This is a genomic window from Gilvimarinus gilvus (assembly GCF_030518155.1).
Taxonomy (GTDB): domain Bacteria; phylum Pseudomonadota; class Gammaproteobacteria; order Pseudomonadales; family Cellvibrionaceae; genus Gilvimarinus; species Gilvimarinus gilvus.
The window spans coordinates 1-25,527 of sequence record NZ_JAULRU010000319.1 but is presented as its reverse complement, the minus strand read 5'-3'; the positions used below and the strand labels follow the sequence as shown (position 1 = coordinate 25,527).

Below are 25,527 nucleotides of genomic sequence, written 5' to 3'. Positions count from 1 at the left end.
AGCGAAATTCCGGTAGGTTAAATAAAAGGTTGCAGGGACCAAGCCTTGCCTGCCTCGGCAAAGGTGTAGTCACCGTCAAAACCTCCCGGTATCGGCAGGTAACTCAACTCTTGGGTGGCGCCTATTTCGCTGGTGTAATAGCCGAAGACGACCAGCTGCTTATACAAAGCAAAACCGCTTTTATCGCTATTGCTGAAGGGTAATTGGCCATTCGCCAGTGCTTGAGTGAATTCGTTTTGTTGCTCGGACGTGATGCTGGAAAATCTTTCAGCGAACGTTTTTTGCGCAATTTGATCGAGTTTGTCGAACATCGCTGTGACCAGGCCCTTTTCCTGATCACTGCCGCAGGCATGAAGGTGATGGTCGACATAATTGTGAACGCCTATATCACCGGCGCCCGGTGTTTGCGTTGCTGGAATTATGACGTTGGCCAGCGCTTGCGCGCACACAGTTTGGCTGAGGTTAAATATCTGGCTTGGTTGGTCTTTTGCCGGCTCGAATGCTGCCAGTGCCTGTAGTTGCCCGGCACCAAGCCCAAGCCCCATAAGCCCGGCCAGAGATTTCATCGCCCGGCGGCGAGAAGGGTTCATAGAGTGTTTCATGTGGCTACTCATAATTATTATAGATATTTGAATTTAAGCAGACGCCTTCATGTACCAACAAGCGGCTTTAATTAGCTTAACAGTTCTTGTGTAAATACTAGAGATTCCCGGCATGAACCTGCTTTACCTGAGGTGTGAGTCGGTATAAAATGAATGAATGTTCATTGGGTGTGACGAGATCTATGGCTGACGACAAGCGCCGGGCAATTTTGTATGCAACACTTTGCCTGCTATCTCAGCGGGGCTTTCATGGATTTTCCATGAAGCAGTTGGCGGAGCGAGCAGGGGTGGCGGCCGGTACGATATATCTTTATTTTTGCGATAAAGAAGACCTAATTCAGCAGCTTCACCAGGATATTATTGTCGAGGTCGGTCGCCAGCTGTTGGCAGACGTCGATGGCAGTGGACCGCTGAAGGCTCAGTATTGCCAAATCGCGCGCAATTTATGGCGCTTTAGTTTGAAATCACCCGAAATTATGATGAGCAAAAGTCAGTTTGACTCAATGCCGCCCGATCTTTTGTTCGGCAGTAAAAGCGACGATATGCGCGCTCTTTTAGACCGTCGGGACGAGGTTTTCGATCCGGTTAAGCCTATCAGCGACATGTATCAGGTTGGTCGGGATTCTAAAGAGTTAAAAGACTTACCCGATGAGGTACTGTCTGCGCTGTGTATCGACCCGCTGTGTAATCTGGCCAGAGAGCACTTTCTCGGTTTGGTTGATGTCAGTAATGACATGCTAGATGCCATTATTGATGCTTGCTGGGATGCTATTCAGCGTCATCCCCAGGGCTCAAGTAACGCTTAACACCGTGAGTGGCAGGCTCACAGTGTAAATAAGCCCTTACACTTTCAAAGTTTTGTTATTCGACGCGTAATCGGATTCGACTTGCGTGATAATGAACGTTTGTTCATCGTTGACTTTATCGTCATTCACCATGCAATACAGGCCCACATGGTCAGGAGTAAGAGATGTTCGCTAATGTTAGTCTAGGAAAATGGGCCCGAGTTGGGCGTATCACCATCGCCGCAGCATTGGCATTGGTAGTGCTGGCGGCTTGTGAAGAACAACAAGGCGGTGGCGGCATGATGCCCGCCGGGGGGCCGGTAGAGGTATCGGTGGTGACTTTGCAGGAGCAGCGAGTTGAGCTGAGTAACCAACTGCCTGGTCGCGCGGTCGCTTACCGGAAAGCTCAGGTGCGCCCGCAAGTCAGTGGCATTATTGAAAAACGTCTGTTTACCGAAGGCGCCGAAGTGGAGATGGGTGAGCAACTCTACCAAATCGACCCGGCCCGATATGAAGCCGCGGCCGCGAACGCCCGGGCCCAACTGCAGCGCGCTCAGGCGAATCTTTCCACAGCACAAGCGCGCGAGACGCGCTATAAAAACCTGATTAAAGAAAAAGCGGTAAGCCAGCAAGAGTACGACGATGCCCTGGCCACATTTGAGCAGGCACAAGCCGATGTGGCGGTGAGTCAGGCCGCTTTGCAAACGGCGGAAATCGATTTGCGCTATACCAAAGTAAAAGCGCCGGTTAGTGGTCGTATCGGTGTTTCATCGGTAACAGAAGGTGCGCTGGTCTCGGCTGGACAGTCGCAAGTTTTGGCGACTATCCATCAAATGGATCCTATCTACATTGATGTTTCCCAACCGGCTAAACGCATTTTGCAAATGCGCCGTCAGCTGATGCAGGGCAAAATCTCTCAGTCAGAATCACCGGGCGTGCGTCTAATTTTGGACGATGGTTCGGTCTATGAACATGAAGGGCAACTCCAGTTTTCAGATATGAGTGTGAATGAAACTACCGGTACTGTGGTAGTGCGCGCCTTGTTCCCAAATCCCGACAGCCTGATATTGCCGGGTATGTTTATTCGTGCAGAAGTTAATGAGGGGGTGCACGACAACGCAGTACTGGTTCCCCAACGCGGTGTGACGCGTGACCGCGAAGGTAACGCGACAGCGCTGGTTGTCAATGAAAGCAGTGAAATTGAGTCGCGCACTGTGGTCGCCTCGCGCGCGGTTGGTAGCCAGTGGCTCGTTGAAAGCGGTTTGGCCGCGGGTGACAGAGTGGTTGTCGCGGGGCTGCAAAAAATCAAGCCCGGTGCCAAAGTCAACGCTGTTGAAGTGGGCACACAGGGGGAGTAATTCATGGCGAAGTTTTTTATTGATCGCCCCGTATTCGCGTGGGTGATATCGATCATTATTATGTTGGCGGGGTTGCTGGCAATCAATACCCTGCCTATTTCCCAGTACCCAGAGGTGGCCCCCCCCTCAGTAGAAATTAGAACGGTTTACCCTGGCGCATCGGCGAAAGTGGTTGAAGATTCCGTCACTCAAATTATCGAGCAAAACCTCACGGGTATCGATAATGTGCAGTATATGTCGTCGACCAGTGATTCGTCGGGCGTGGGACAAACCACGGTGACCTTTGAGGCCGGAACGGACCCCGATATTGCACAGGTACAGGTGCAAAATAAACTGCAGGGCGCTATGACTTTGCTGCCTCAGGAAGTGCAGCAACAGGGTATTCGGGTTAGCAAATCATCGGCAGGCTTTTTATTGGTTTTGGGTTTTGTCTCGAACGATAACAGTCTGGATAAGTACGACATCGCCGACTACGTGGCCGCAAATGTGCGCGAGCCACTGAGCCGTGTGGGTGGTGTGGGTAGCATCACTATCTTTGGCTCCCAGTACGCGATGCGGGTGTGGCTCAATGCCGACAAGTTGGCAACGTTTAAAATGACAACGCTGGATGTGGTGCAAGCCATTCGCGCCCAAAATGTACAGATAGCAGCGGGTGAGCTCGGCGGTGCGCCGGCAGTGCCCGGCCAGGATGTGAATGCCAGTATTGTGGTGCAATCACGCCTCGAATCACCAGAAGAGTTTCGCAATATTCTGTTGCGGGTCAATGAAGACGGTTCGCAAGTCAGATTGGGTGATGTAGCGCGTGTTGAACTTGGTGGGGAAAACTATCAGTTTGAAACCGAGCTCAACGGACAGCAAGCCACGGGATTAGCGATTACTTTGGCCTCGGGCGCCAATGCTCTGGAAGCGGCCGATGGCGTTCGCGAACGCATAGATGAATTACAGCCATTCTTCCCCGACTCGCTGGAAGTGGCCTATCCCTACGACACTACACCGTTTGTAAAGCTATCCATTGAAGGCGTGGTTCACACCTTGATTGAAGCGGTCGTGTTGGTGTTCCTGGTTATGTACCTGTTCCTGCAAAACTTTCGCGCGACACTCATTCCCACCATTGCCGTACCCGTTGTTTTGTTAGGTACCTTTGCGATTCTTGAGGCTTTTGGTTTTAGCATTAACACGCTGACCATGTTTGCTATGGTGCTGGCGATTGGCTTGCTGGTGGACGATGCTATTGTCGTGGTGGAAAACGTCGAGCGGGTAATGCATGAGGATAAGCTGCCGCCGCGCGAGGCAACGCGAAAATCCATGGGGCAAATTACCGGTGCATTGATTGGCATTGCTTTGGTGTTGTCAGCTGTATTTGTACCTATGGCGTTTTTTGGCGGTTCAACCGGGGTTATCTATCGCCAATTTTCCATAACCATCGTGTCTGCGATGGGGCTATCAGTTTTGGTGGCACTAACGCTAACGCCAGCTTTGTGTGCGGTCATGTTAAAGCCTAGTGATGACGGGCATTTTGACAAGGGTGGTTTTTTTGGTTGGTTTAATCGTTTCTTTGACCGGTCATCCACTGGTTATCAAAAAAGCGTAAGCCATATTCTTGGCCGAACCGGTCGCTTTTTCGCCATCTATATTGCCATCGTGGGGGTGCTTGTGGTGACGTTTGGTCGGTTGCCGGGTTCATTTTTGCCCGACGAAGATCAAGGCATTATGTTCACCCAAATGACATTGCCGGTTGGGGCGACTAAAGAGCGGTCTATGGACGTAATGGATGGCATTGAGAATTACTACCTTAATACGGAAAGTGAAGTGGTGGACTCGGTGTTTTCGGTTATTGGTTTTAGCTTTAGTGGTCGTGGCCAAAATAATGGCATTGCTTTTGTTAAGCTCAAGGACTGGGACGATCGCACCGATGACGGGCAGGACGTTCAGTCATTGGCCGGGCGCGCTATGGGCTATTTCTCCACTATTAAAGAAGCAATGGTGTTTGCGTTTGTGCCGCCCGCAATAAACCAGTTGGGAACGTCTTCGGGTTTTAGTTTGCAACTGAAAGACTTGGGTGGGCAAGGGCACGATGCGCTAATGAATGCTCGTAATCAGCTTTTAGGCATGGCTTCGCAGGAAGCTGAATTGGCCGCTGTGCGCCCCAATGGTCAGGAAGACACGCCGCAGTTCAAGCTGGATGTGGATTTGGAAAAAGCGTCGGCGCTGGGTGTTCCTATCGAGCAGATCAACAGTGTTTTTTCCACGGCGTGGGCCGCGTCCTACGTCAATGACTTTATTGATCAGGGGCGTATAAAGCGTGTTTATGTGCAAGGTGATGCACCCTTTCGGATGATGCCTGAAGATGTGGGCAACTGGTACGCACGCAACAACGAGGGCGAGATGGTGCCATTTTCGGCGTTTTCTACCGGACGCTGGATTTACGGCTCGCCGCGGCTTGAGCGTTACAACGGTGTCTCTTCGGTCAATGTACAGGGGCAGGGTGCTCCCGGTGTCAGCTCCGGACGCGCCATGGACATAATGGAAACCTTAATGGCAAAGCTGCCAGCAGGCTTCGGCTATGAGTGGACCGGCATGTCTTTACAAGAGCGCGAATCCGGTGATCAGGCGCCTATGCTCTATGCGTTATCGATTTTGGTGGTGTTCCTTTGTTTGGCTGCACTTTACGAAAGCTGGTCGGTGCCATTTGCCGTAATGCTTGTTGTGCCGCTCGGCGTGCTCGGGGCCGTGTTATTTGCCATGGGCCGTGGACTGTCGAATGATGTCTATTTTCAGGTGGGTTTGCTGACTACGGTTGGTCTTTCAGCAAAGAATGCCATCTTGATTGTCGAGTTTGCCAAGGCGCTGTACGAAGATGGTATGGACTTGGTAAAAGCTACGATGGAAGCGGTGCGAATGCGCTTGCGCCCCATTATCATGACATCGCTGGCATTTGGGCTAGGGGTGACGCCCTTGGCCATCAGCACAGGTGCGGGTTCGGGTTCGCAGAACGCCATAGGCACGGCCGTTTTAGGCGGCATTATTTCCGCGACATTCCTGGCTATTTTCTTTGTGCCACTGTTCTTCGTGGTCGTGTTTAAGTTGGCAGAATGGATTTCTCCAAAAAAGAGGCACGGTTAAATTGGCCGATTCGCGGATAGTTTGCTAGTCTTTAGCAGCACCATTGAAGATTATATTGCAAGCTTAATATTAAGTGAACGAATCACACTGCGGCGGCCTAAGGCCGCCGCAGTGCTTTTATGGGACCAATATCGAAATCAGCAGGGATTATGGATATGGCTGGATTTAGTAAGGAAATTGCGGGCGTTCAAATGACATTAGCGGGGCTGGCCTATTTGGATTCGGGCCACTCCATCGAGGCTGTTCGCAAGAAACTCAATCAAGCGCTAAGCCGCACTGACTATGCAACTGCCGGGCGTTGGCAGTTGGTATGGGGCCCGGTAGTACATGGTGACGGTGATAACCTAATGTATCTGGCCTACAACCCAGATACCACTGATTACTCCATTGTGCTGCGTGGAACCGTAGAGGAGGCCGGGAGTATTTGGGAGGATGTACCTGACGGGCAGGATGACTTCCCCTATCTAACTCAACAGGGCGCCAAAGTCTCATCACACTTTCTCGAGGCACAAAAAGCGCTGTTGTGCGCCCGTGATGACCGCTTGATGGTGACCTTAGGCGAGTATTTAGGTAATCGGGCTAAAGCAAAACGCGTGTACGTGACCGGGCACAGTCAGGGGGCTGGTTTAGTGTCTATGTTTCAGGCCTGGTTTGATCACGTTAACCGCTCCATTGGTCTTGGTGCCGAGGCGGCGGGCTATGCCTTTGCGCCACCGACAGCGGGTAATCCAACGTTTGCCGCAGGTGTGGGCGCACTGAAAAACTACTACGCGGTGATCAACCCTCTGGACGTTGTGCCTTTTGGTTATGCCGATATCAAACGTCTAATTTCCGACAAAGTTCCTGATGCAGTACCTGTGGAGTTGGAGCCGTTAATTTATGCTGCAGCAGAAGAAGTGTCTGCAGTTGGTGCATGGCAACACCCGTCAACGGTAGTCTCGCTCGCTAAAGTCCAGTTGCCCGCTAACATCGGTTATCTGGATCAAATCGCCGCTCAACATAATCACAATAGTTATCTATACCTATTGGGAGCGCCTCAGACAGATGGTTCACCTTCTATTTTGCCGAAGTATCAATCGGAATGATGGTTGGAATGCTGATCCATAAATGCCTGAAACGCATTGACAGTGTGCTGCAAGTCACTTAGAAAAAGGTCTACATATCGCTTGAGCTCGCTCCAGTTTTCTGAGCGTGCACAGGCTTCCAGTGTCTGTGCGGAGCGCTCCAGAGTCTGAGCTTTTAGTTGACCCGCACTGCCTTTTACCGAATGAGCGACAAGCTCGATTGTGCCAATATCTTTGGATTCAAATGCCGTCATTAATTGCTGGCGCTTTTCTTCGCTACCACTGATAAAAATATTGAGTAATTTGATTAGCACTTCTGGTTTATTGAATAGGCTCTTTAGGGCTTGGCTGCTATCCCATATCGCTGCAGCTGAAGTCTCAGTAAGTTCGCTTCTTAACGAGGCTTCACCTTCAAATTTGTGATTGGGTGCAATCCACTGGCTAAGGCAGCGCAGTAATTCAGCACTGTGTAATGGTTTACTGAGGTAGTCGCTCATGCCCGCAGCAATGCAGCGGCTACGATCCCCCTCCATTGCGTTAGCGGTTAGAGCAATAATGGGAATGTGCTGGTAAACATGGGGAACGCTGCCAGAGCGAATTTGGCGGGTGGCTTCAAAGCCATCCATTTCCGGCATTTGGCAATCCATCAAAATTAAACTGAAAGGTGTTGTGACTTGTGACTGCTGCAGTATTTCCAGTGCTTGTTTTCCATTTGTGGCTATTTCGGCGCTTAATCCAATCTCCTCAAGTACCAGCAGACATACCTGCTGATTGATCTCATTGTCCTCTACCAGAAGTAGTCGAGTGCTTGGTGGCCAGCTGGGTATTTGTGTGGCTGTTGATTCTGGCTTCTGAGTGCCCAGGGTTCCTCCATGTGCGTGTAAAAACGACAGTGCATTAAAAAGTGCTTCAGTGGCCATAGGTTTGGTCAGTTGCCGGTAATTGTCTTGCTGAATGGTAATGTGTACATCCTGCGGTGTTAACAGGATGACCAACGCATTTTTAAAAGTGGAAGCTTGCGTTTTACTTCTCTTGAGGTTGGCGTTATCGATTACGATGATAGTGCTATCCGTGTCGGGAACTGCTTGTTCGTTGTTTAGTACTGTTGTCTCAATCCCCCAATTACTTAAGGTATTCTGAATACACTCTTGTTGCCATACAGAATTGGAGACAATGTAAGCGCTATACGTTTGCTTGGGAAATGTCGGTTCTACATAAGAGCTAGAGTTACCCGGCAATACCTGTAAACGGACACTGAAGTTGCTGCCGTTACCCAAGGTGCTGGTCAGTGAAATATCTCCGTTCATCATGGTGCACAATTTTTTGCAGATCGCCAAACCCAGACCCGTGCCACCATAGCGCCGTGTCGTAGATGGGTCCTCTTGTGTGAAGGGTTGAAATAAGTGTTGTTGCCTCTGCTCGGTAATGCCGATGCCGGTGTCTTCTACGTTTATTTGTAGAACAACTCTATCTTGCACTTGTGTGCTTTGAAGTGTGACACGAATGCTACCCTGTTCAGTAAATTTAATGGCGTTGTTGACAAGGTTTGTCAGTATTTGCTGAAGGCGGGAGGAGTCCCCTTTGATGGCATAGACATTGAGGCCACTGGTATCGATAATCAGCTCTAATCCTTTTTCTTGCGCTCGTGGCGCTACTATTCGACCAAACATGTCAATAAATGGCACCAGCTCGAAATCCAATGATTCCAGTTCCAATTTTCCCGCTTCGATTTTGGAGAAATCGAGAATATCATTGATGACATCTAAGAGCGCGTTGGCACTAAATTTGGCTACCGAAATTTTATCGATATTTTGCGGCTCTGTGGTACTTTTCTCCAGAGACTGGAGCATGCCAAGAACCCCATTCATAGGGGTTCTAATTTCGTGACTCATGATGGCCAAAAACTCGCTTTTGGCCGCTGCAGCTTGCTCCGATTTTAGGGTTTCATTTTTTAAGTCTGAAATTTGGGTCTCAATGGTCGAAGCCATCGTACTTAGGGTTTTACTGAGTTCGTCAAATTCGGTGAACTTAGTCTTTCGTCTGGGGAACTGAAAGTGCCCGCTCGATATCTCTCGGCAAATATCGAGTAGTTGCGTCATAGGTTTCTTTACTGAGCTCAAAAAATATCGAGAAAAGAGAACAACAAAAATTATCGTCAATAACAAAATTCCCATTGTTAAGAGTATTTGAGTGCGAATAACGCTAATAGTGTGAAGTCGGGGTAACGTTAGAGCGAGCTGAACTTTCTGAGCGTCTGTACCGTTAATCTGTACGCTGGTCGACAGTGCAAAGCTCTTGGTAAGGTCTGGATCGAGTGTAAATTGATTGCTTGTGATAAGGGGGTGGCCGCTGATGGTAAGCCTGTACTCATAGGGTGAGCCACTGAGTCCTATTAAATGATCAATGTGTTTCGCCAGTTGCTCCAAATCAACAGTGCCTACTATGGCTCCCGTCAGGCGATATGGGGTCGCCAGTGAATTGGTTGGTCTTAGTAAGGGGTGCGCCAATGCCAATTTAATTTGGTCTTTCTGGCGATTTTCTTCCTTTAGCGTATAGAGGTAGGGCCCGCTTTTGTGCTGATTAAGTTGTTCGGTGTGTTGCGCGATGTTTGAGAGCGCAGCCCCGCCTAAGCTAAACCCACTTAATGGAAAGGCTTCAGATATATCGCCACGGGTATCTACTACCAAGATGGCGTCTAACTCCTTAGATTGTTCCACTTCTCGCTGGATGAGATTGATCGCAATTTGTGAAAAAACTATGTCTTCGGGTAGGGCCTGAATAGGCTTGGTAGATGCCAGTAACTGAAGATTTACGTGAGAATGAAACAAACGCTCCTGAATATGTGAGCCAATTTGTTCGGAAAGAAAGTGCTGCTTGTAAGTAACTTCATCAACAGTGTTACGGTAGCTTAGGGTCAGTAAATAGCCCATGCAAAGTATTGCGGGAACGAGGGTTAGAATTATAATTTGCCAGCGTATAGTGCTGTAAAAGCTCTTAGGGCGCATTTTGACTCCGGTCTATATAGCGCTCAGCGCGCTCCTGCATATAATTTGCTGCCTCGTTTGCATTGAGGGAGCCGCCTCCAAAACGCCGGTAACCCATTGACATTGCTTCCCATATATACAACATATTTCGAGTGGTGGGCATAGGCACAGCTTCGCTCAGTGCCGTCAGGATGGCGTTAATATCCGGGTCATCTAGCTCTTGCAGGAAATTCAGCTCATGTTGGTGTGCGGGTAAATCACTTAGCACACTCCAAATTTTCCTTTGGAAATGTGTGGATTGCATAAAAAGAAAAAGTGATTTTATCGCATCGCCTTCTTTGTCTGATACGTCTTTTTTAGGTACAAATGCGACAATGGATGAAAAATATGGTCGGCTTAGTCTATTGTTAATCGTCGGTATCGAGTTGACGCGTAGTCGATCTCCGTGTGCATTTTTATACTCTCGGTATGCCCATACACCATTTATGATGTAAGCAAGCTTTCGATCTAAAAACATTTTGTGTTGACATTGATAGTTGCACTTAGTATCCAGTACACCAGATTGTGCCATTGTCCAGACAAAGCTTAAAGCTTCAGCCATCGCGGGCTGATTTAGACTTGGCTTATCCTCCACGGTAATAGTGCCGCCAAAGCCATGAACGAAAGGTACAAACCAGAACATCTCCATAAAACTCCAGCCTATCAGTGCGATTTCTTTGCTTAACGAAGAGCGTTGTTGGCGGAGTTCTTGCCAACTCGAAGCTGGCGTAGCAACTAAGTCGTGATTGCTGTATAGCAGTAAATGGTTGCCAGAAAGGATAGGCAGGCCGAACAGCTTATCATCAATGGATGATGTGGCGCGTAGCTCGTCATCCATTGGCATGGTTATCCAATCTGGCTCAATTGGGGTTAAAGAAAGGTGATGCCGAAATCCGAGAAAATCCGACGGAGCAATAATAACATCTGGCAATTCACCTGAATCGGCGTAGATAAGCAGTCGGGATTTCAATTCATCGGGATCGATGCGGCGAATGGCAAGTGCGTGAGTGCTGTTGTTTTCGAACTCGCTCAATAATATAGGGAAATCGCTGTGATCCAGGCTGTGTACCACCTCCAGCGTAAGAGATTCAATCTCACTGGCACTGGCTGGTACGCCAATTGAATAAAGCACTAACAGTAAATACAGAAAACGGATATTCATAAGCGTCAAGTTATGTCGCATCTTGTAGGTATTTTTGAATATTGTTTGTGGCTTCTTGGATTCGCCCCGACAGATCAGATAACAGATTTTCAAGTTGTTCAGTGCTTGCAGTCATCGACGTTTTCTCTAAGCTTAAGGCTATATCAGCTACGGCTTTTACTTTGAGTTGGGCGCTGCCGCCTTTTAACGTATGCGCATGGAATTTAATCGATTCTCTGTCGTCTCTTTTTATTGCTGTTTCCAGGTCCTGCAGCCGGCCTGGTAATTGTTCAAGGTAACGGTTTAGTAATGTGTTCATTAGGTCGCTCTTGCCGAATAGGCTCTTAAGCAATTCTTGCGAATCCCACTGTGGTTGATCTGAGGCATCGGTTTTTATTGGGGAGCTGTGTTCACTAATGCTAGATTCTCCAGCCGGCAACCAATTTTGAAGAGCTGAGTAAAGCTGATTGGCCTGAAGGGGTTTGCTGAGGTAGTCATTCATTCCTGCCGCCAAGCATTTTTCTCGGTTGCCTTGCATAGAGTTGGCGGTAAGCGCAATAATGGCAATGTCGCAATAAGCGTCTCCTGCATTGCCGGCGCGAATTTGACGCGTAGCCTCGAAACCGTCCATTTCCGGCATTTGACAATCCATTAAAATTAAATCGTAGGTGCGGGAGGGATGAGATTTTAATGAGTTTAAAGCGCTAATACCGTTACCTGCAATATCTGCGCTTAGCCCGTACTCATTCAGCATGAGTTGAGCCACTTCCTGATTAATAAGATTGTCCTCCACAAGCAGTATTTTTGCACTACTGTTAAGCGACTTGGCGGGCTCGCCATTACCCTGTTTTCGGTGAGAATTTCGGCTTTGCTTCAGTTCGCCGGATGTGCCTAGGGTCTTGTCAAATACATCAAAAAGTTCGTGCGAAGTGGGCGGTTTGTAAATGGTATAGTCAAATGGCAGCGTAGTCGCCTCTTCGCTCAATCCAATTAGGCCTACTATTTTGGCCAATGGGTGGTAGGATCGAATGGCTTCGACACTGCCCGGCCAGCGTTGAACAAAGTTATAATCAATAAAGACAAGCTCTAGATTATTCTTACCGCTGCTCCTTTGGCTGAGCTCGTCCCAGTTTATGACTGTAGCCACTTTCGCTCCCCATAGCGAAAATTTTCTAGAGTAAATATCCAGAAAATGAGAGTTCTCACTGACAAGTAAAAACGTAGGCTGGGACTTGCTAAAATCGGGAGGAGAGAAAAGATTATTGTCGCTGGAAGAAAACAATATATGGAAATGAAAACTGCTGCCTTCACCTTCGAAGCTGGTGACATTTACGTCGCCCCCCATCAGCTGGCATAGTTGTCGGCAGATCGCCAGGCCAAGGCCAGAGCCGCCGTATTGGCGTGTGGTGGAGGCGTCTACTTGAGAAAATGCATCAAATAGACTGTCAATTTTATGCGTAGGTATACCAATGCCTGTATCGACGATACGAGCCTCTAACAAAATGCCTCGGTCTGACTGGCGTGTCGAGCAAACAACATTGATATAACCCTCTTCGGTAAATTTTATGGCGTTACCGAGTATATTGGTGAGAATCTGTTGTAGGCGTCCCGGATCACCTTTTACCGTGCTAATCTGCAGACCCGTCGCATCAAGGTTTAGTTCCAGGCCTTTATCCTGTGCTCGCATGGCCTGAACATGGCAAATGCTTTCGAAGTGTTGATTAAGCTCAATATCAACTTGTTCTAGCTCAAGTTTTCCTGCTTCAACTTTAGAGAAATCCAGAATATCATTGATAATGCTGAGCAGAGACTCGGCACTGACACGTGCGACTTCAGTTTTGTGTCTTAGTGAGTCCTCCAGTGGTTCGCGCTGGAGCAAATTTAGCATTCCGAGTACGCCATTCATGGGGGTACGAATTTCATGGCTCATCACCGCCAAAAATTCGCTTTTTGCCCGAGCAGCCAGTTCCGCATCACTTTTGGCCTTTTCCAAGGCTTGTTCGGCCAGTTTACTTTGATGAATGTCCTGCACAGAGCCGTACAGTCGTGTGCACTCACCTTCAATTAGTTCAGCCTCTCCGGTAATGGCGACCCAGCGCTCTCGCCCTCTGGCGGTAATAATGGTGATTTCTTCGCGGAACCCGACCCCGGTTTCCATAGCTCGTTGAATTAAGTGCTGCATTTGCTCGCGATCACGCCCGGGTTTACAAAATTCGATGGCATTTTTTAAATCGGGTGAAAAGTTGTCGGGTACTTCATGAATCTTGCGCGCCATAGTTGACCAGTACACACTTTGATTTTCTAAGTCATACTCCCAGGCGCCAATTTTCCCTAGCGTGCTCATCGCCTCAAACAGCTTACTTTGGCGCTTCAATTTATTGGCGTATGCTTCTCGGTCGGTAATGTCAATGGCTGAGGCGTAGAACTTTCCGGTTATGGGGTCGAGCGATGTATTCCACAGCAGAGTTAAATAATGGCCTTGCTTATGGCGGGTTCGGTTAGTGTAGGCTGCTGCTGGTTGGCCGTCGGCGACCTGCTTCAGTTTGTTCTCCGTGATGGCGAGATCGTCAGGGTGAGCTATGGTGATTGTTTTGACGCCAAGTAATTCGGATTCATCGTAACCTAGCAACGCCTTAAAGCTATGGTTAACTCGCTCAAGCTTGCCTGTGTTGTCGGTAATACACAGTAACGCGTTAGAGCTTTCAAAAAATTGGCTGAGTTGTCTTTCGGAAAACTCCAATTGCTGCAGGGTATGCTTCTGCTCGCTGATGTCTAAATGGGTGCCCACCATACGCTTGGGACTTCCATCGTCGTTCCATTCCACTACGCGACCGGTATCCAATACCCATACCCAATGGCCGTCTTTATGTCGCATTCGGCTTTCACAGGTATAGTGTTTGGTGTCGCCTTGCCAGTGTGCCTGCAAGGCGGCCTCGGAATGTGTCAAATCGTCGGGGTGAGCAAAGTCCATCCAGGTTTGAATGCTTGTCGGTTCCAGCTCATTCAGCTGATATCCGATTATGTTGGCCCAGCGTTCGTTAAAGTGGGTAACGCCAGTGTCTATGTCCCAATCCCAAATACCGACACCGGTATTGTCGATAATCAACTCCAACTGTTGGCGTTGTTCTTCTAGCACGCGGTTGTTAGCGACCCGTTCGCTGATGTCCTCAACAATTGACCAAATATATTCATGCCCCGAGCGGTCGCGAATCAAAATGCCGGTCAGCTGAACCGGAAATCGCTCCCCGTCTTTTTTTATGTATTCTTTTATATAGGGGCCGTAACGACCCGTTTGCTTGAGTTTGGTTAGTTGCTCCTGCTCTTGCTCCATATAATCTTTTGGGGTTACGTCCCAGTAACTCAACGCCACAAAGTCTTCTTTGTTATAGCCGACAGCCTCTAGCAAAGAGGGGTTAACCTCTAAGTACTGACCTGTGGCAAGATCATTGAGCGCAATCCCAATCGGAGATAATTCGAAGAGGGCTTTAAGCCTCTGCTCGCTGGTACGCTTGGCAAGTACCGTATGTATACCCCAAAGCGTGGGTAATAAAATCAACAGAGCCAAAACAACGATGGCTGAGCGAACCTCAAGAGCGTTATCGGCCGCTTTAGGCCACCCCTGCTGAGGGATTGCGACCAGTTGCCATTGGCCTCCGGGTATGTCAACCATGGCGCTGACAAATTCCTGTTGGAAGATCTGGTTATTACCGTAAAAAGCCTCGCCTTGTGCGCCACTGCCGTCCTTGCCACGAATTGCAATGTTCAGGTTTGGGTGATTGAGTAAATCCGATGCACGGTAGAATTTATCGACATTAATGACGGCTGAAACAATGCCCCACAACTCCTTGTTTGCTAAATAAACGGGTATTCGGCCGATCAGGCCCTGGCCGCCCTGAATAAGATTAATGGGGCCGGCAACGGTCATGGAGTTGGAATTGATGGCTTCCATAACGGCGGGGGTCTGCTCGGCAACTTTGCGATAATCAAGCCCTAAAGCGCCTTCGTTACCCTGAAGGGGGTAGACCATGGTGATGACCAAATTGGGCGCGGCGCCAATGTTTTTAAGCAGTGAATTGCCGCCAAATAGGTGCTCAGCGTACCCCTCAAAACGCGGCTGAGCGATATCCGGCTCCATTTTGATGGTGGCGACCAGCCCCTGAACCGTCTGTAGGCTTGAACTTATATTGCCCTCAAGTTGGGCGCGAATAACCGCCAACTCGTCGCGAACTGCGGAAATTTGAACCTGCCGGTAACGGTCGTTATTGAGTTTATCTACGAAGTAGCCGCCAATGACAATGGCCACTAGCACCAGCAGTGCTGCAAATACGAATATCAGCCTGGAGGTGGGAATAGCACGGAAGCTGAGTCGGTTGGTCGGTATCGGTGGTTGAGACTCGGTCATATGGCTCCCGGAAATTTAAATGCGGTTTCATCAAATATAGCGCATCTAGCAGGCTGTTGAAAAAACCTTGCATGCTCAGCGAGCCCCGAAGCGAGCAGATGTCGTGCCTTGTCTCGACGGACAGGGTGGTTCCCTTTGCTAGAGGCAAGGAGCGGCAGATGTGCGCTTCAGGCCTCGCCCTGCGGGACTTCCAGGCTGGCCCGTACTCGTCGTTACCACTTTTCGATGGGTGGGCACACACCGTCAAAGTGGCGCCTAGATTACGAACCAGCTTGAGAGTCTGAGTACGTAAGGGGTTTTTCAGCAGCCTGCTAGTGCCTTTGTTGTGCTAAAAGGCCGGAACAATATGATCGTATCGAAGTGGGGTATAGCCGGCGGCATGCTCGCCGCCGGCGGGTTGGCTAGTCGTAGGCTACAAATACCGCTGTGGTGAGGCCCGGTACGGAGAGTTGATCGCCCATTACCGCCGCTTGGCGAGTGGTTGCATCCACGGAGTTGGACTGCGCCGGATGCAGCTGAAAGTCCCCTGCCAGAGGAGCAGGTAGCTCAATCACAGCCGCAGTGGGGTTAAAAACAAGGGTTATCGCCGCAAAGTTAGGGTCGATATTAGTGTTATCTTCTAGCGTCATCACGATGAGCCCGGGAATCTGATCCGGGCCTGTATTGTGAAAGCGCAGGTGACTATTGACCGCTTGTGCATCATTTAAGCGAAACAGAGGCGAGCCGCTGCGAATCGTCAACCATTCGGCAAACAGTGCTTTGGCCTGAGCGATGTCATCGCTACTGGGCGCGGCCTGAAGGTCTGCAATGATCTGGCCGATTAAGTCCCAGTTACTGGCGTCTTTGTCTTCGCGCGGTAGCCCCACATTCCAGTTGTTGTGGGTTGCTGTGAAATCCACCCGATTGAACCAATCTCCGGAGTCGTAGCTGTCGCGTTGCATGGATTTTGAGCGCAGCAAGTCGACCCCCATATGAATAAACGGGATACCTTGCGCCAGCATAGGCACGCTCAGCGAGAAGTTTTGCATGCGCACACGCTCGGCGCTGGTAAGCGACGAGGCCGCCTTATACTGCAGGTTATCCCATAGAGTTTGGTTGTCGTGTTTGGAAATATAGTTAATGGACTCCTGTGGGTCTTGAGTGTAGCCCGCAAACAAATCAAAGTAGGGTACTTGTCCGCCTGTAACCGTATTGCCGTGACGATCGGTTAGGTCAAAGGAGGTTAGACTGCCTGCGAGATTGACCCGCAGGCGGTCGGTGAGATCGATCAGCGCGCTACGCTCACTCTCGGAGGCCGTATTGAATTCATTGGGGTAGTGGTAAAGCCCCGTACCGAAGCCTTGGTTGCGACGCAGAGCATCACCGCTGTCGAAGGGGCCGCCGCCGCGAACGGCATCGCGAATACGGTCATTGAAACTGCCAACGCCGGTTCCGGCCATATTGACTTGCACCGCGTTAGTGCCGCGACGGTTGTCAACCACTTCTCCAAAATTCCAGCCTTCACCATAAAAGTAGGTGTCGGGATCGATCGCTTGCACCGCCTGTAACGCCGCCAATATATTCCGACGCATATGGTGGCCCATTAAATCAAAACGGAAACCGTCAATTTGGTAGGCATCGGCCCAGATTACGAGCGAATCCACCATTAACTTTTCCATCATCGTGTGTTCTGAGGCGGTGTTATCGCAGCAGCTAGAGGTCTCGACCGCACCGGATAACTCATTGCGTCGGTGATAGTAGCCAGGTACGAGTTTATCCAACACAGAAGCGTCCCAAAGCCCAGAGGCGTTGGTGTGGTTGTAAACGACATCCATAACAACACGAAGGCCCATATTGTGCAAAGCTTGCACCATGGAACGAAACTCGATTATGCGGGTGAAACCGTCAGCGTTGGTGGCGTAACTGCCCTCGGGCGCGGAGTAGTGGAATGGGTCATAACCCCAGTTAAATGAGTCGTGGGCACGAAGGTCGTTCATCAAGGCTTGTGCATCACCGGTGCTCGTATCGAAGCTTTGCAGCACCGATAACAAGCTGGCATTGGCGTCAGCACTGTCGCACACCGAAGCATTGGTGTTGAGCGCGCACAGTTCGCCAACGGTACCGTTGATGTCTACCCGCGCATCAGTGGCCTCGTCGATAGTGGCAATGTCAAATGTGGGCAGTAAATGGATGGTATTAAGCCCGGCTTGCTGCAAGTGAGCGAGATGTTGTACAGGCGCGCTGTCACTATCGGTAAAGGCTAAGTATTTACCCCGGTATTGCTCCGGAGTGCTGCTATCGAGAGCGGAAAAGTCCCGGATATGCACCTCATAAATAATGTGGTCCTCCGGTGCGTCTAAAGCGGGCACTGCGTGGCCTTGCCAGCCTGCTGGCATGGTGTCGGCGCGATTTAAGTCTACTACCTGAGACAGTGCGCTATTTTCCGAAAGGCTTAAGGAATAGGGGTCGGTAACCTTAACGGATTCGATTTGATCGCTTAGGTAGTGGTATACGCTGAGATTGTAGCGGTAGTAGTGACCGTGCAGATCATTGGCAATGCTCGCAACCCAGACGCCATCTTCTTCGCGTGTCATGGCGACTGAGGTGTTCATTGCGTTTTGGTCGCTGTCGGTAAAAGTTTCAACGCTAAGTTCGTGGGCGGTAGGTGCCCATACGGCGAAGTGTGTTACTCCATTTTCAACCCAGGCACCAAGCTTTTTATGACTGGTATAGTAGGCATCAACGGCTCCCTGAGTTTGAACGCTGGTTGCTTTTAGCAGTGTTCCGTCGCTGTCGTAGGCCGCTGCAACCAGCTCTCCGGCAAGCCAGGAGTTCGCGTCAATGGTATTGGTATCAATGTGCCACGCTTGCCAATCGCCAAGGTGGGGAAACTTTTCGACAGATTGCGCTTTGATAGAAGTTGTTGCAAGAGTAATCGATGTATTCCCAATGACGCTGTTATCGCTGACGGCAATGGTACCTGTACTGTCGGTATACAGCTTCACCTCAGTCGTATTGTCCGGGGTGTTCCAGAGCAGTGTGTTTGTGTCTACCCAATGGGCTGAGAAGCCCGCAAGAGAAACCTGTGCTGGGCCTGACACACCTTGGTAAGTGATGGCACTGGCGCCATGCTCAGTAAAAGCTATATTGCCCTCGGTTAAATCCATTGCCAGGTCGGCGTCACCGAGCGCCTTAGTGTCCCCTTGGTGCACTATAAAGTTAATGCAGCCGCCCGGGTCATTTAGGTCCAAAATAAAATAGGCGCCACGATCGCTGTCGATACCGGTGGGGGGCATAGGTGCATCCCAGGTGACACCGTTAATGGAGTTATCAGCCAAGGCATTGCAGTTGCCGCCATTCCACAGATGCAGTCCCCAGTTGTCATAATCGGCGTCAGGTCGCATGTAAAAAATAGCGGCTTGCGATTGCGTTAGGGTAAAGGGTAAAGGGGATTCTCCGCTGCTGTCCTGCGGGTATTCGATATTGGCTAAGCCATGCTGGGCCAGTGCAATATTGCCACGTGACAGATCGAGCGTAAGATCTCCCTCGCCCAGCGCTTTGTCGTCACCTGAATGCACGATAAAATTAAGACAACCGCCGGCCGTCGCACTGTTGGCCAAGTCCAATACAAAATAGGCACCTAAGGTCTCATCAACGCCCGAGGCAGGCATGGGGCTGTCCCATGTAATCCCCGTTACTGCGGATTCGGCATGGCCACTGCAGTTGTCGTTGTTCCACAGGTGTAGGCCCCAGCTGTCATAGTTGCCGTCTTCTCGTTGATAAAAAACAATCGCTTGTGTATCGGTTAGTTCAACAGGCAGTTCAAAACTTACATCCGAGCTCGAGGACATAGATGAGCTGGAGTCGCTGCTGGCGACTGAGCTGCTATTGAGTGATGACGAAGAGTGGTTTTCGTAAATATTTGTGTCACTACCACAAGCGCTGATGAGTGCAGCGGCAATGACACCGGCTAGGTGTTTGTATCCCATGCTTAACCCCTTTGAACATTATGATTATTAAGAGTGGTCAAAAGGTTACTATTTTTGATTTGAATGAAATGGATGCATACGTATGCATTGCAATGAATACGTATGCAAGCAGCCTTCACTGCCAATGAAATCGGTTTCGCTTTCGGTATCAAAAATGGTGCAGAGCGCTCGCATTGTGAACTAAAACTAAGGGGCTCTATCTCCCTGTTGGTGCGCCAATGGTAAGCGCACCTTGAGTGTTTGCATTCTCTGCGGGCCAGTGAATGTCAGTTGGCGGTGGAGCTGCTGCATTGTTTTGGTTCGAGCGCTTGAATTTTATGCTCTGAAAAAGCACTTTCAGTATCTTCAGGTTTTCTTATCATCAATGGCAGCTTCGCTGTAAGTTCATGATATTGAATATAAAAACGTCAATGGCCCAAGGATTGCTCTGGAGCAATAGTGGGTAAGTCAAAACAATACGTGAGTACAAATGCCCAAATTTATTATTTCTTAAAAACTCACGGTTTTGGCGCAAAACAAAAAACGACATTTGTGATGAGCACCATGCTTGGGCAAATGTGGAAAACACGTGCCTGGAGCCATGGGAGGTTACCTTGCTTACAACACTATTTGGAAAATATAAGGCTATTGTCGTATCCATTGCGCTATTTTTGTTATTGGATGCCTCGGTACTTATGTTGAATTTCTATATTTCCTTTCAGATTTCTGGTGATGCGGTGGGTGTGAACCTTGCCGGCAGGCAGCGCATGCTGTCCCAACGTATGGTCAAAAGTTTGCTGGATATTCGCTACTTGAATGACTTAGGACAGTCTGCAGAGCAGTCGCGACAAGAGCTGGAAAAGACCTATGGGCTGTTTGATGCAACGTTGCTGGCCTTCGAGCAGGGCGGTCAAGCAAGCGGTGCTAACGGAGAGTCGGTTAACTTGTCTGCCGTTGAGTCTCCTGCCGGGAAAAAGGCCATCGCGCAGGCGCGAACGCTTTGGAGTCCGTTTAGCCAACAGGTGAGGTCGGTTATCGACAGTGAAAATCGTGAGCAATTAAGTCTAAACTTATCCACCGCATTGGCAATGGCGCGAGATATGAACCTTACGTTGCTCGGGCTTATGAATGATTTAACTGTGGACCTGGAACAGGTGGCGACAGCCAAAGCGATGCGCTTGCGCCTGATTCAGACAGTTGGTATATCGCTGGCTATTGTTAACTTTCTGTTGATACTTTTTCACTTTCTTAAGCAACTTCGCCGAAACGATGAAGCTTTGGAAGAGGCGCGCCGGGAAACAGAAGAAATTCTCAGTACGGTCAATGAAGGCCTGTTTCTTCTCGATAAAGATATGCGAGTGGGTAAGCAACACTCTGCTCGGCTTGAGTCCATGTTTGATGGGCGAAAAGTGGCCGATTTAACCTTTTCGGAACTGCTTTCAGGTTTGGTGTTTGAAAAAGATATGAAGACCGCTGAGCGCTTTGTCGGACTGCTGTTTCGAGCGGATATAAAAGCGAACTTGATTACTGAGCTAAATCCACTTAATGAAATTGAAATTAATATCTGTGACGAAAATGGTTCTTACTCCTCACGCTATCTCAGTTTTGACTTCCGTCGAGTTACGCAGAAAGGCGAAATAATCGCGGTATTGTCCACGGTAAACGATGTTACCGATCGCGTTAAACTAGAAAGAGAACTACAGCGCGAGAAAGAGAAGGGCGATCATCAGATGTCGCTACTGTCGAAGATACTGCATGTCGAGCAGGATACTTTGCAGTCATATTTGAATAAATCGTGGGCGACACTGGATGATGTTAATCAATTACTAAGGGAGCAACGCAAAGGAAGCTCCATAGAGTTGGCAAAAATTGATGACATTCTAGCGCTGATTCATAAGTTTAAAGGCGATTCCTCGGCATTAGAGTTCGAGCACTTGGCCAATAGTGCTCACAGTATGGAAGACACCTTAACCGAGGTTAAAGCTCGACCCGAGCGGTCGGGTAAGGATTTATTTGGGGTTGTGGTGCTACTGGAAAGTCTCTACAAAAACCTGGAGTCGGTCAAAGCCTTGGCGGAGCGCCTGGCCCAACCCGCCGCGCAGGATAAAGGGAAAACAGCTAAAGCTTCTAGCTGGGCACATCTCAATCGATTGGTCGAGACGTTGAGCGAACGAGAGGGCAAAAAAGCGTGTTTAACTGTGTCGGGGTTAAATGAGGTTCCTTGGACCCCCGCAATGCGCGAGACGCTCGACAGTATGCTCGTGCAATTTTTACGTAATTCAATGGTGCATGGCATCGAGCTACCCGATGAGCGTCAACGCAAAGGTAAGCGTCCAGTGGCGCGTTTGGATATTAGAGCTTGTGAAGTCGATGGTGCAATTGAAATTGTATTTCGTGATGACGGCAACGGTCTCAATGTGGAGCGTTTACGCAAACAGTGTATTGCCCGCGGTGTGGCAAGCCAATCTGAGGTGATGGGGTGGAGCGACAAAAAATTGTATTCCATGATTTTCAGGGCTGACATATCGACGGCATCGGCGGTTACGAAAGATGCCGGTCGCGGCGTTGGCATGCATTCGGTGGCAAAGGATATTGCTGATCTCGGTGGCAGTGTGAAGGTGAATTCAAAACCACAGTCAGGTTGTTTGTTTAAAATATGTCTGCCATTGCAAGCACAGCAATCTGAGGCAGCTTAAGGAGAGCGCGATGAGTCAATTATTTAAGATGATGATTGTCGATGATTCCAATATCATTCGCCGCAAGATTGAGCGCAGCAGAGATGCATCAATTTTTGACGTGGTGGCGGTAGCAAGCGATGGTGAGTCGGCTCTGCAGCAACTTGAAGATAAAACGCCTGATGTTGTGACCATGGATCTCACCATGCCGAGGATGGATGGGATCGCGTGTATAGAAGCGATGATGGGAAAAAATCCGGATATTAAAGTATTGGTGGTGTCTGCCTTATCTGATAAGGCCACGGGAATAGAAGCACTTGAAAAAGGTGCCCGCGGCTTTATTTGTAAGCCTTTTAGCGAATTGCAATTGAGCGATGCACTCAGAGAAATGGTAGGAGTTGGCAATGTCTGAGAAAGCCCTTGAAGTTTTTATTGACGGTGTGTTGAATTATTTCAAACATACCAGCGACAATAAAATTAAGGTAGGCGCCCCTTACCTACATAACAATACCGAGCCGGCCACACTTGATTACACCGGTATTATTGGTGTATCCGGAAGCTACAAAGGTGTCGTGTATTTTACCGCACCTAAGGTATTATTGACGCACTTACTCTTGTCTCTGGGCGAAAGTGATACGTCGATGGAGAATATCGCAGATCTAATCGGCGAAGTCGCCAATACGATTTCGGGTAACGCCAGAAGTGAGTTTGGCCAGAATTTTATGATTTCAGTGCCTACAGTAGCTCGGGGTAGGCTTAGCGAGGCGCACGTCCCGCAGGCTTTAAGATCCTACGTTATTCCTATTTACTGGAAATCGTATAACGCGGCGGTAGTGGTTTGCCTGGAGCAATAAAGTGGAACGTGGCCCCGCCTGGCGGGGCGACAAGGTTTACGATTTTATTTTGTAGCCAGTTTTGAACATCCAGGCAATGATGCCCGCAAATAACGTTATAAATACTGCGATCATACCCAGGCTAATTCCGACGTGGACATCGGCGCTGCCGTAGAAACTCCACCGAAATCCGCTCACCAAATAAACAACCGGGTTGAGCAATGTCACTTTTTGCCAAAATTCTGGCAGCATGGTGATAGAGTAGAAACTGCCACCTAAAAAAGTCAGCGGCGTTATTACCATCATCGGAATAATTTGTAACTGCTCAAAACTGTTGGCCCAAATACCTATTAAAAATCCGAGCAGGCTGAACGTAAGGGACGTCAGTACTAAAAATCCCAGCATCCAAAATGGGTGCTCAATCGAGTAGTCCACAAAAAACCGCGCCGTGGCTAAAATAATAATGCCGAGAATTATCGACTTGGTCGCTGCCGCACCTACATAGCCGATGACGATTTCCAGGGTGGAGACCGGCGCTGACAGTATTTCGTAAATAGTGCCGGTAAATTTCGGCATATAGATGCCAAACGAGGCGTTTGAGGTGCTCTCTGTTAAAATGGTGAGCATAATCAGGCCAGGAATGATAAAGGCGCCGTAGCCAATACCATCTATTTCCACAATGCGCGAACCAATCGCTGAGCCAAACACAATAAAATACAGTGACGTAGACAGTACCGGTGAGGCAATAGATTGCATCAGCGTTCGCCAGGTGCGGGCCAGTTCAAAAAAGTAAATGGCTTTGATACCGTATCCGTTCATTGTGCGGCCTCCACTTTTTCTGCAACCAGCGATACAAATATCTCTTCCAGGGAGCTCTGTTTGGTGGACAAGTCTTGATAGCCAATATTAAGGCTCGCAAGCTTTTCCAGCAAGGGCGCAACCCCGTCTTGCTGATCTGCCGTGCTGTATTGATAAATCAGTGATAGGCTGTCGTCGCTGATGCTAATGTCATAGTTCGCCAGCAGCTCGGGTATTTTGTCGAGCGGCTCGGCAAGGTGAACGGTAAGGGTTTTTTTGCCGAGTTGTTGCATTAGATCGTGCTTCTGTTCTACCAGAATAATTTCCCCTTTGCTGATTACGCCAATTCGGTCGGCCATATCTTCGGCCTCCTCGATGTAGTGAGTGGTCAAAATAATGGTGACACCCTGCTCGCGCAGTTTGCGAATCATTGACCACATGTCCCGGCGTAATTCAACGTCGACGCCGGCGGTAGGCTCGTCGAGAAACAACACGCGGGGTTCGTGAGCGAGTGCCTTGGCAATAAGCACACGCCGCTTCATGCCCCCGGACAGTGCCATAATATTGGTGTCCTTTTTCTCCCACAGCGATAAATTTTTGAGTAATTCTGCCAAGTAATCGTCGTTGGGCTTGCAGCCAAACAGGCCGCGACTGAATTTAACCGTATCCCAAACGGACTCAAACATGCTGACCGCCAGTTCTTGCGGAACCAGACCAATGCGCTGGCGTACTTCACGGTAATTATCATGGATATCAAGTCCATCCACCGTAATTCGCCCTCCGCTGGGCCGAACCAAACCACACACAGTGCCGATAAGTGTGGTTTTGCCCGCACCATTGGGGCCGAGTAGTGCAAAAATCTCTCCGGGTTGAATGGTTAAAGAAACCCCGTTGAGTGCTTTAAATCCAGATTTATAGGTTTTTTGAATATTTTCGATGGCAATAATTGGTTGCACGGTATGTCCTTTTAAGCTGTGACGGCCTACTTATGATGTCTAATCGCTCTTTGACGCACACAGCGGCTTGCTGGTCGCGGTATTGGCCGCTAACAGTGCGGAGTTGCCAATATACATTGAGCTGGCGAGATTGTTCATGGGGGCCAGGCTCATTACCAGCGCCGGGAGCATCTCCCGCTCTTTTAAGTCCAAGTGTAAAAGATACTCACTGACAAAAAGATTCCAGTCAAGGTACATTTCCTCCTGCATGTGTCGGCGCTTAATGCCATATATGGAAACCAGCAGGCGAGCTCGGGCACATAAGTGGTCAAGCTTTGCTGCGAATTTTAAGTGGTTATCCTCCCGCTGATTGGCCAGTACCGGGTCGTAGTCTCGCAACGCTGCCTCTAACAATTGAGCTTCCTGCTCAGCTTGCGACATTATCTGGCGACGCATGTCCTGTATAGCCTCTAATACGGTAACTGCATCATCCGTTGATTTCGCCAGCAGACTGGACAGCGCAAATACCTCAGTACGCAGTGTTTTATGGATGGCTGTCATAGCATCGCGAATTAGCAGTGGGTTGGCACTGAGTGACATCTTGATTTCCTTTCCCGTTATGTTGATAGGCCCGCAATGATTAAACCGCAAGTTAACTTTAGGGAGCCTCTGATTAAGTCTTCAGTGGCCTCTGGCTTACAGAGCTTTTCGAGGTCAAGGCGGCGATCCGATGGCGTGCCGATGGCCCGGTGAGGGGAGCCAACACAGAGATCGGAAAGCTCTGCAAGCCCCGAAGGGCGCGGCCAAAACGTCCATCCGCTGTGTTGCACCTCTTGCCAAG

Annotated in this window: 16 protein-coding genes; 7 read left to right on the top strand and 9 right to left on the bottom strand. The window is 49.3% G+C overall.

Annotated elements, in window-relative coordinates:
• Positions 1 to 17 precede the first annotated feature (17 nt).
• Positions 18 to 602, bottom strand: coding sequence for a gluconate 2-dehydrogenase subunit 3 family protein (locus tag QWI17_RS05105; RefSeq protein WP_302721431.1), 585 nt, complete (start codon positions 600 to 602; stop codon positions 18 to 20).
• Between the two features lie 182 nt (positions 603 to 784).
• Between QWI17_RS05105 and QWI17_RS05100 the strand changes: the two genes are divergently transcribed.
• From QWI17_RS05100 to QWI17_RS05085, 4 genes are all read left to right on the top strand, one after another.
• Complete coding sequence (locus QWI17_RS05100; RefSeq protein ID WP_302721430.1) at positions 785 to 1,408, top strand: TetR/AcrR family transcriptional regulator; 624 nt, start codon at positions 785 to 787, stop codon at positions 1,406 to 1,408.
• A gap of 164 nt (positions 1,409 to 1,572) precedes the next feature.
• A complete protein-coding gene (locus QWI17_RS05095) occupies positions 1,573 to 2,745 on the top strand; it encodes an efflux RND transporter periplasmic adaptor subunit (RefSeq protein WP_302721429.1) in 1,173 nt (390 codons plus the stop codon).
• A 3-nt stretch (positions 2,746 to 2,748) separates the two neighbouring features.
• Positions 2,749 to 5,868: an efflux RND transporter permease subunit gene (locus tag QWI17_RS05090; protein WP_302721428.1), complete on the top strand. Its 3,120-nt coding sequence runs from the start codon at positions 2,749 to 2,751 to the stop codon at positions 5,866 to 5,868.
• Between the two features lie 155 nt (positions 5,869 to 6,023).
• Positions 6,024 to 6,953: a lipase family protein gene (locus QWI17_RS05085; protein WP_302721426.1), complete on the top strand. Its 930-nt coding sequence runs from the start codon at positions 6,024 to 6,026 to the stop codon at positions 6,951 to 6,953.
• On the opposite strand, the gene QWI17_RS05080 is transcribed toward QWI17_RS05085, so the two are convergent.
• From QWI17_RS05080 to pulA, 4 genes are all read right to left on the bottom strand, one after another.
• Positions 6,941 to 9,937 carry an ATP-binding protein gene (locus tag QWI17_RS05080; RefSeq protein ID WP_302721425.1) on the bottom strand — a complete coding sequence of 999 codons (2,997 nt, stop codon included), beginning with the start codon at positions 9,935 to 9,937 and terminating at the stop codon, positions 6,941 to 6,943. The two genes, QWI17_RS05085 and QWI17_RS05080, sit on opposite strands and share 13 nt — an antisense overlap.
• Positions 9,927 to 11,117 carry a sugar ABC transporter substrate-binding protein gene (locus QWI17_RS05075; RefSeq protein WP_302721424.1) on the bottom strand — a complete coding sequence of 397 codons (1,191 nt, stop codon included), beginning with the start codon at positions 11,115 to 11,117 and terminating at the stop codon, positions 9,927 to 9,929. The genes QWI17_RS05080 and QWI17_RS05075 overlap by 11 nt, the downstream gene beginning before the upstream one ends.
• A gap of 10 nt (positions 11,118 to 11,127) precedes the next feature.
• Entirely contained in the window at positions 11,128 to 15,498 is a 4,371-nt protein-coding gene (locus tag QWI17_RS05070; protein WP_302721422.1) for a PAS domain S-box protein, read from the bottom strand.
• Positions 15,499 to 15,899: 401 nt separating this feature from the next.
• Entirely contained in the window at positions 15,900 to 19,466 is a 3,567-nt protein-coding gene (gene pulA, locus QWI17_RS05065) for a pullulanase-type alpha-1,6-glucosidase (protein WP_302721420.1), read from the bottom strand.
• A 593-nt stretch (positions 19,467 to 20,059) separates the two neighbouring features.
• Between pulA and QWI17_RS05060 the strand changes: the two genes are divergently transcribed.
• The 3 genes from QWI17_RS05060 to QWI17_RS05050 are packed head-to-tail and all read left to right on the top strand — an operon-like array spanning position 20,060 to position 22,974.
• Positions 20,060 to 22,141: a type IV pili methyl-accepting chemotaxis transducer N-terminal domain-containing protein gene (locus QWI17_RS05060; RefSeq protein WP_302721419.1), complete on the top strand. Its 2,082-nt coding sequence runs from the start codon at positions 20,060 to 20,062 to the stop codon at positions 22,139 to 22,141.
• Between the two features lie 10 nt (positions 22,142 to 22,151).
• Positions 22,152 to 22,532: a response regulator transcription factor gene (locus tag QWI17_RS05055; RefSeq protein WP_302721418.1), complete on the top strand. Its 381-nt coding sequence runs from the start codon at positions 22,152 to 22,154 to the stop codon at positions 22,530 to 22,532.
• Positions 22,525 to 22,974 (top strand): chemotaxis protein CheX, encoded by a 450-nt coding sequence (locus QWI17_RS05050; RefSeq protein ID WP_302721417.1) that lies wholly within the window; start codon positions 22,525 to 22,527, stop codon positions 22,972 to 22,974. Before QWI17_RS05055 ends, QWI17_RS05050 begins: the two co-directional genes overlap by 8 nt.
• A gap of 36 nt (positions 22,975 to 23,010) precedes the next feature.
• Here QWI17_RS05050 and QWI17_RS05045 read toward each other — a convergent pair whose 3' ends face one another.
• The 4 genes from QWI17_RS05045 to QWI17_RS05030 all read right to left on the bottom strand — a co-directional run.
• Complete coding sequence (locus tag QWI17_RS05045) at positions 23,011 to 23,772, bottom strand: ABC transporter permease (RefSeq protein WP_302721416.1); 762 nt, start codon at positions 23,770 to 23,772, stop codon at positions 23,011 to 23,013.
• Positions 23,769 to 24,707 (bottom strand): ABC transporter ATP-binding protein, encoded by a 939-nt coding sequence (locus QWI17_RS05040; RefSeq protein WP_302721415.1) that lies wholly within the window; start codon positions 24,705 to 24,707, stop codon positions 23,769 to 23,771. Before QWI17_RS05040 ends, QWI17_RS05045 begins: the two co-directional genes overlap by 4 nt.
• Positions 24,708 to 24,746: 39 nt before the next feature.
• Positions 24,747 to 25,286: a hemerythrin domain-containing protein gene (locus QWI17_RS05035; protein WP_302721414.1), complete on the bottom strand. Its 540-nt coding sequence runs from the start codon at positions 25,284 to 25,286 to the stop codon at positions 24,747 to 24,749.
• 17 nt (positions 25,287 to 25,303) lie between these two features.
• Positions 25,304 to 25,527 (bottom strand): hypothetical protein (locus QWI17_RS05030; protein WP_302721413.1); only part of this gene is annotated, 224 nt, incomplete at its 5' end.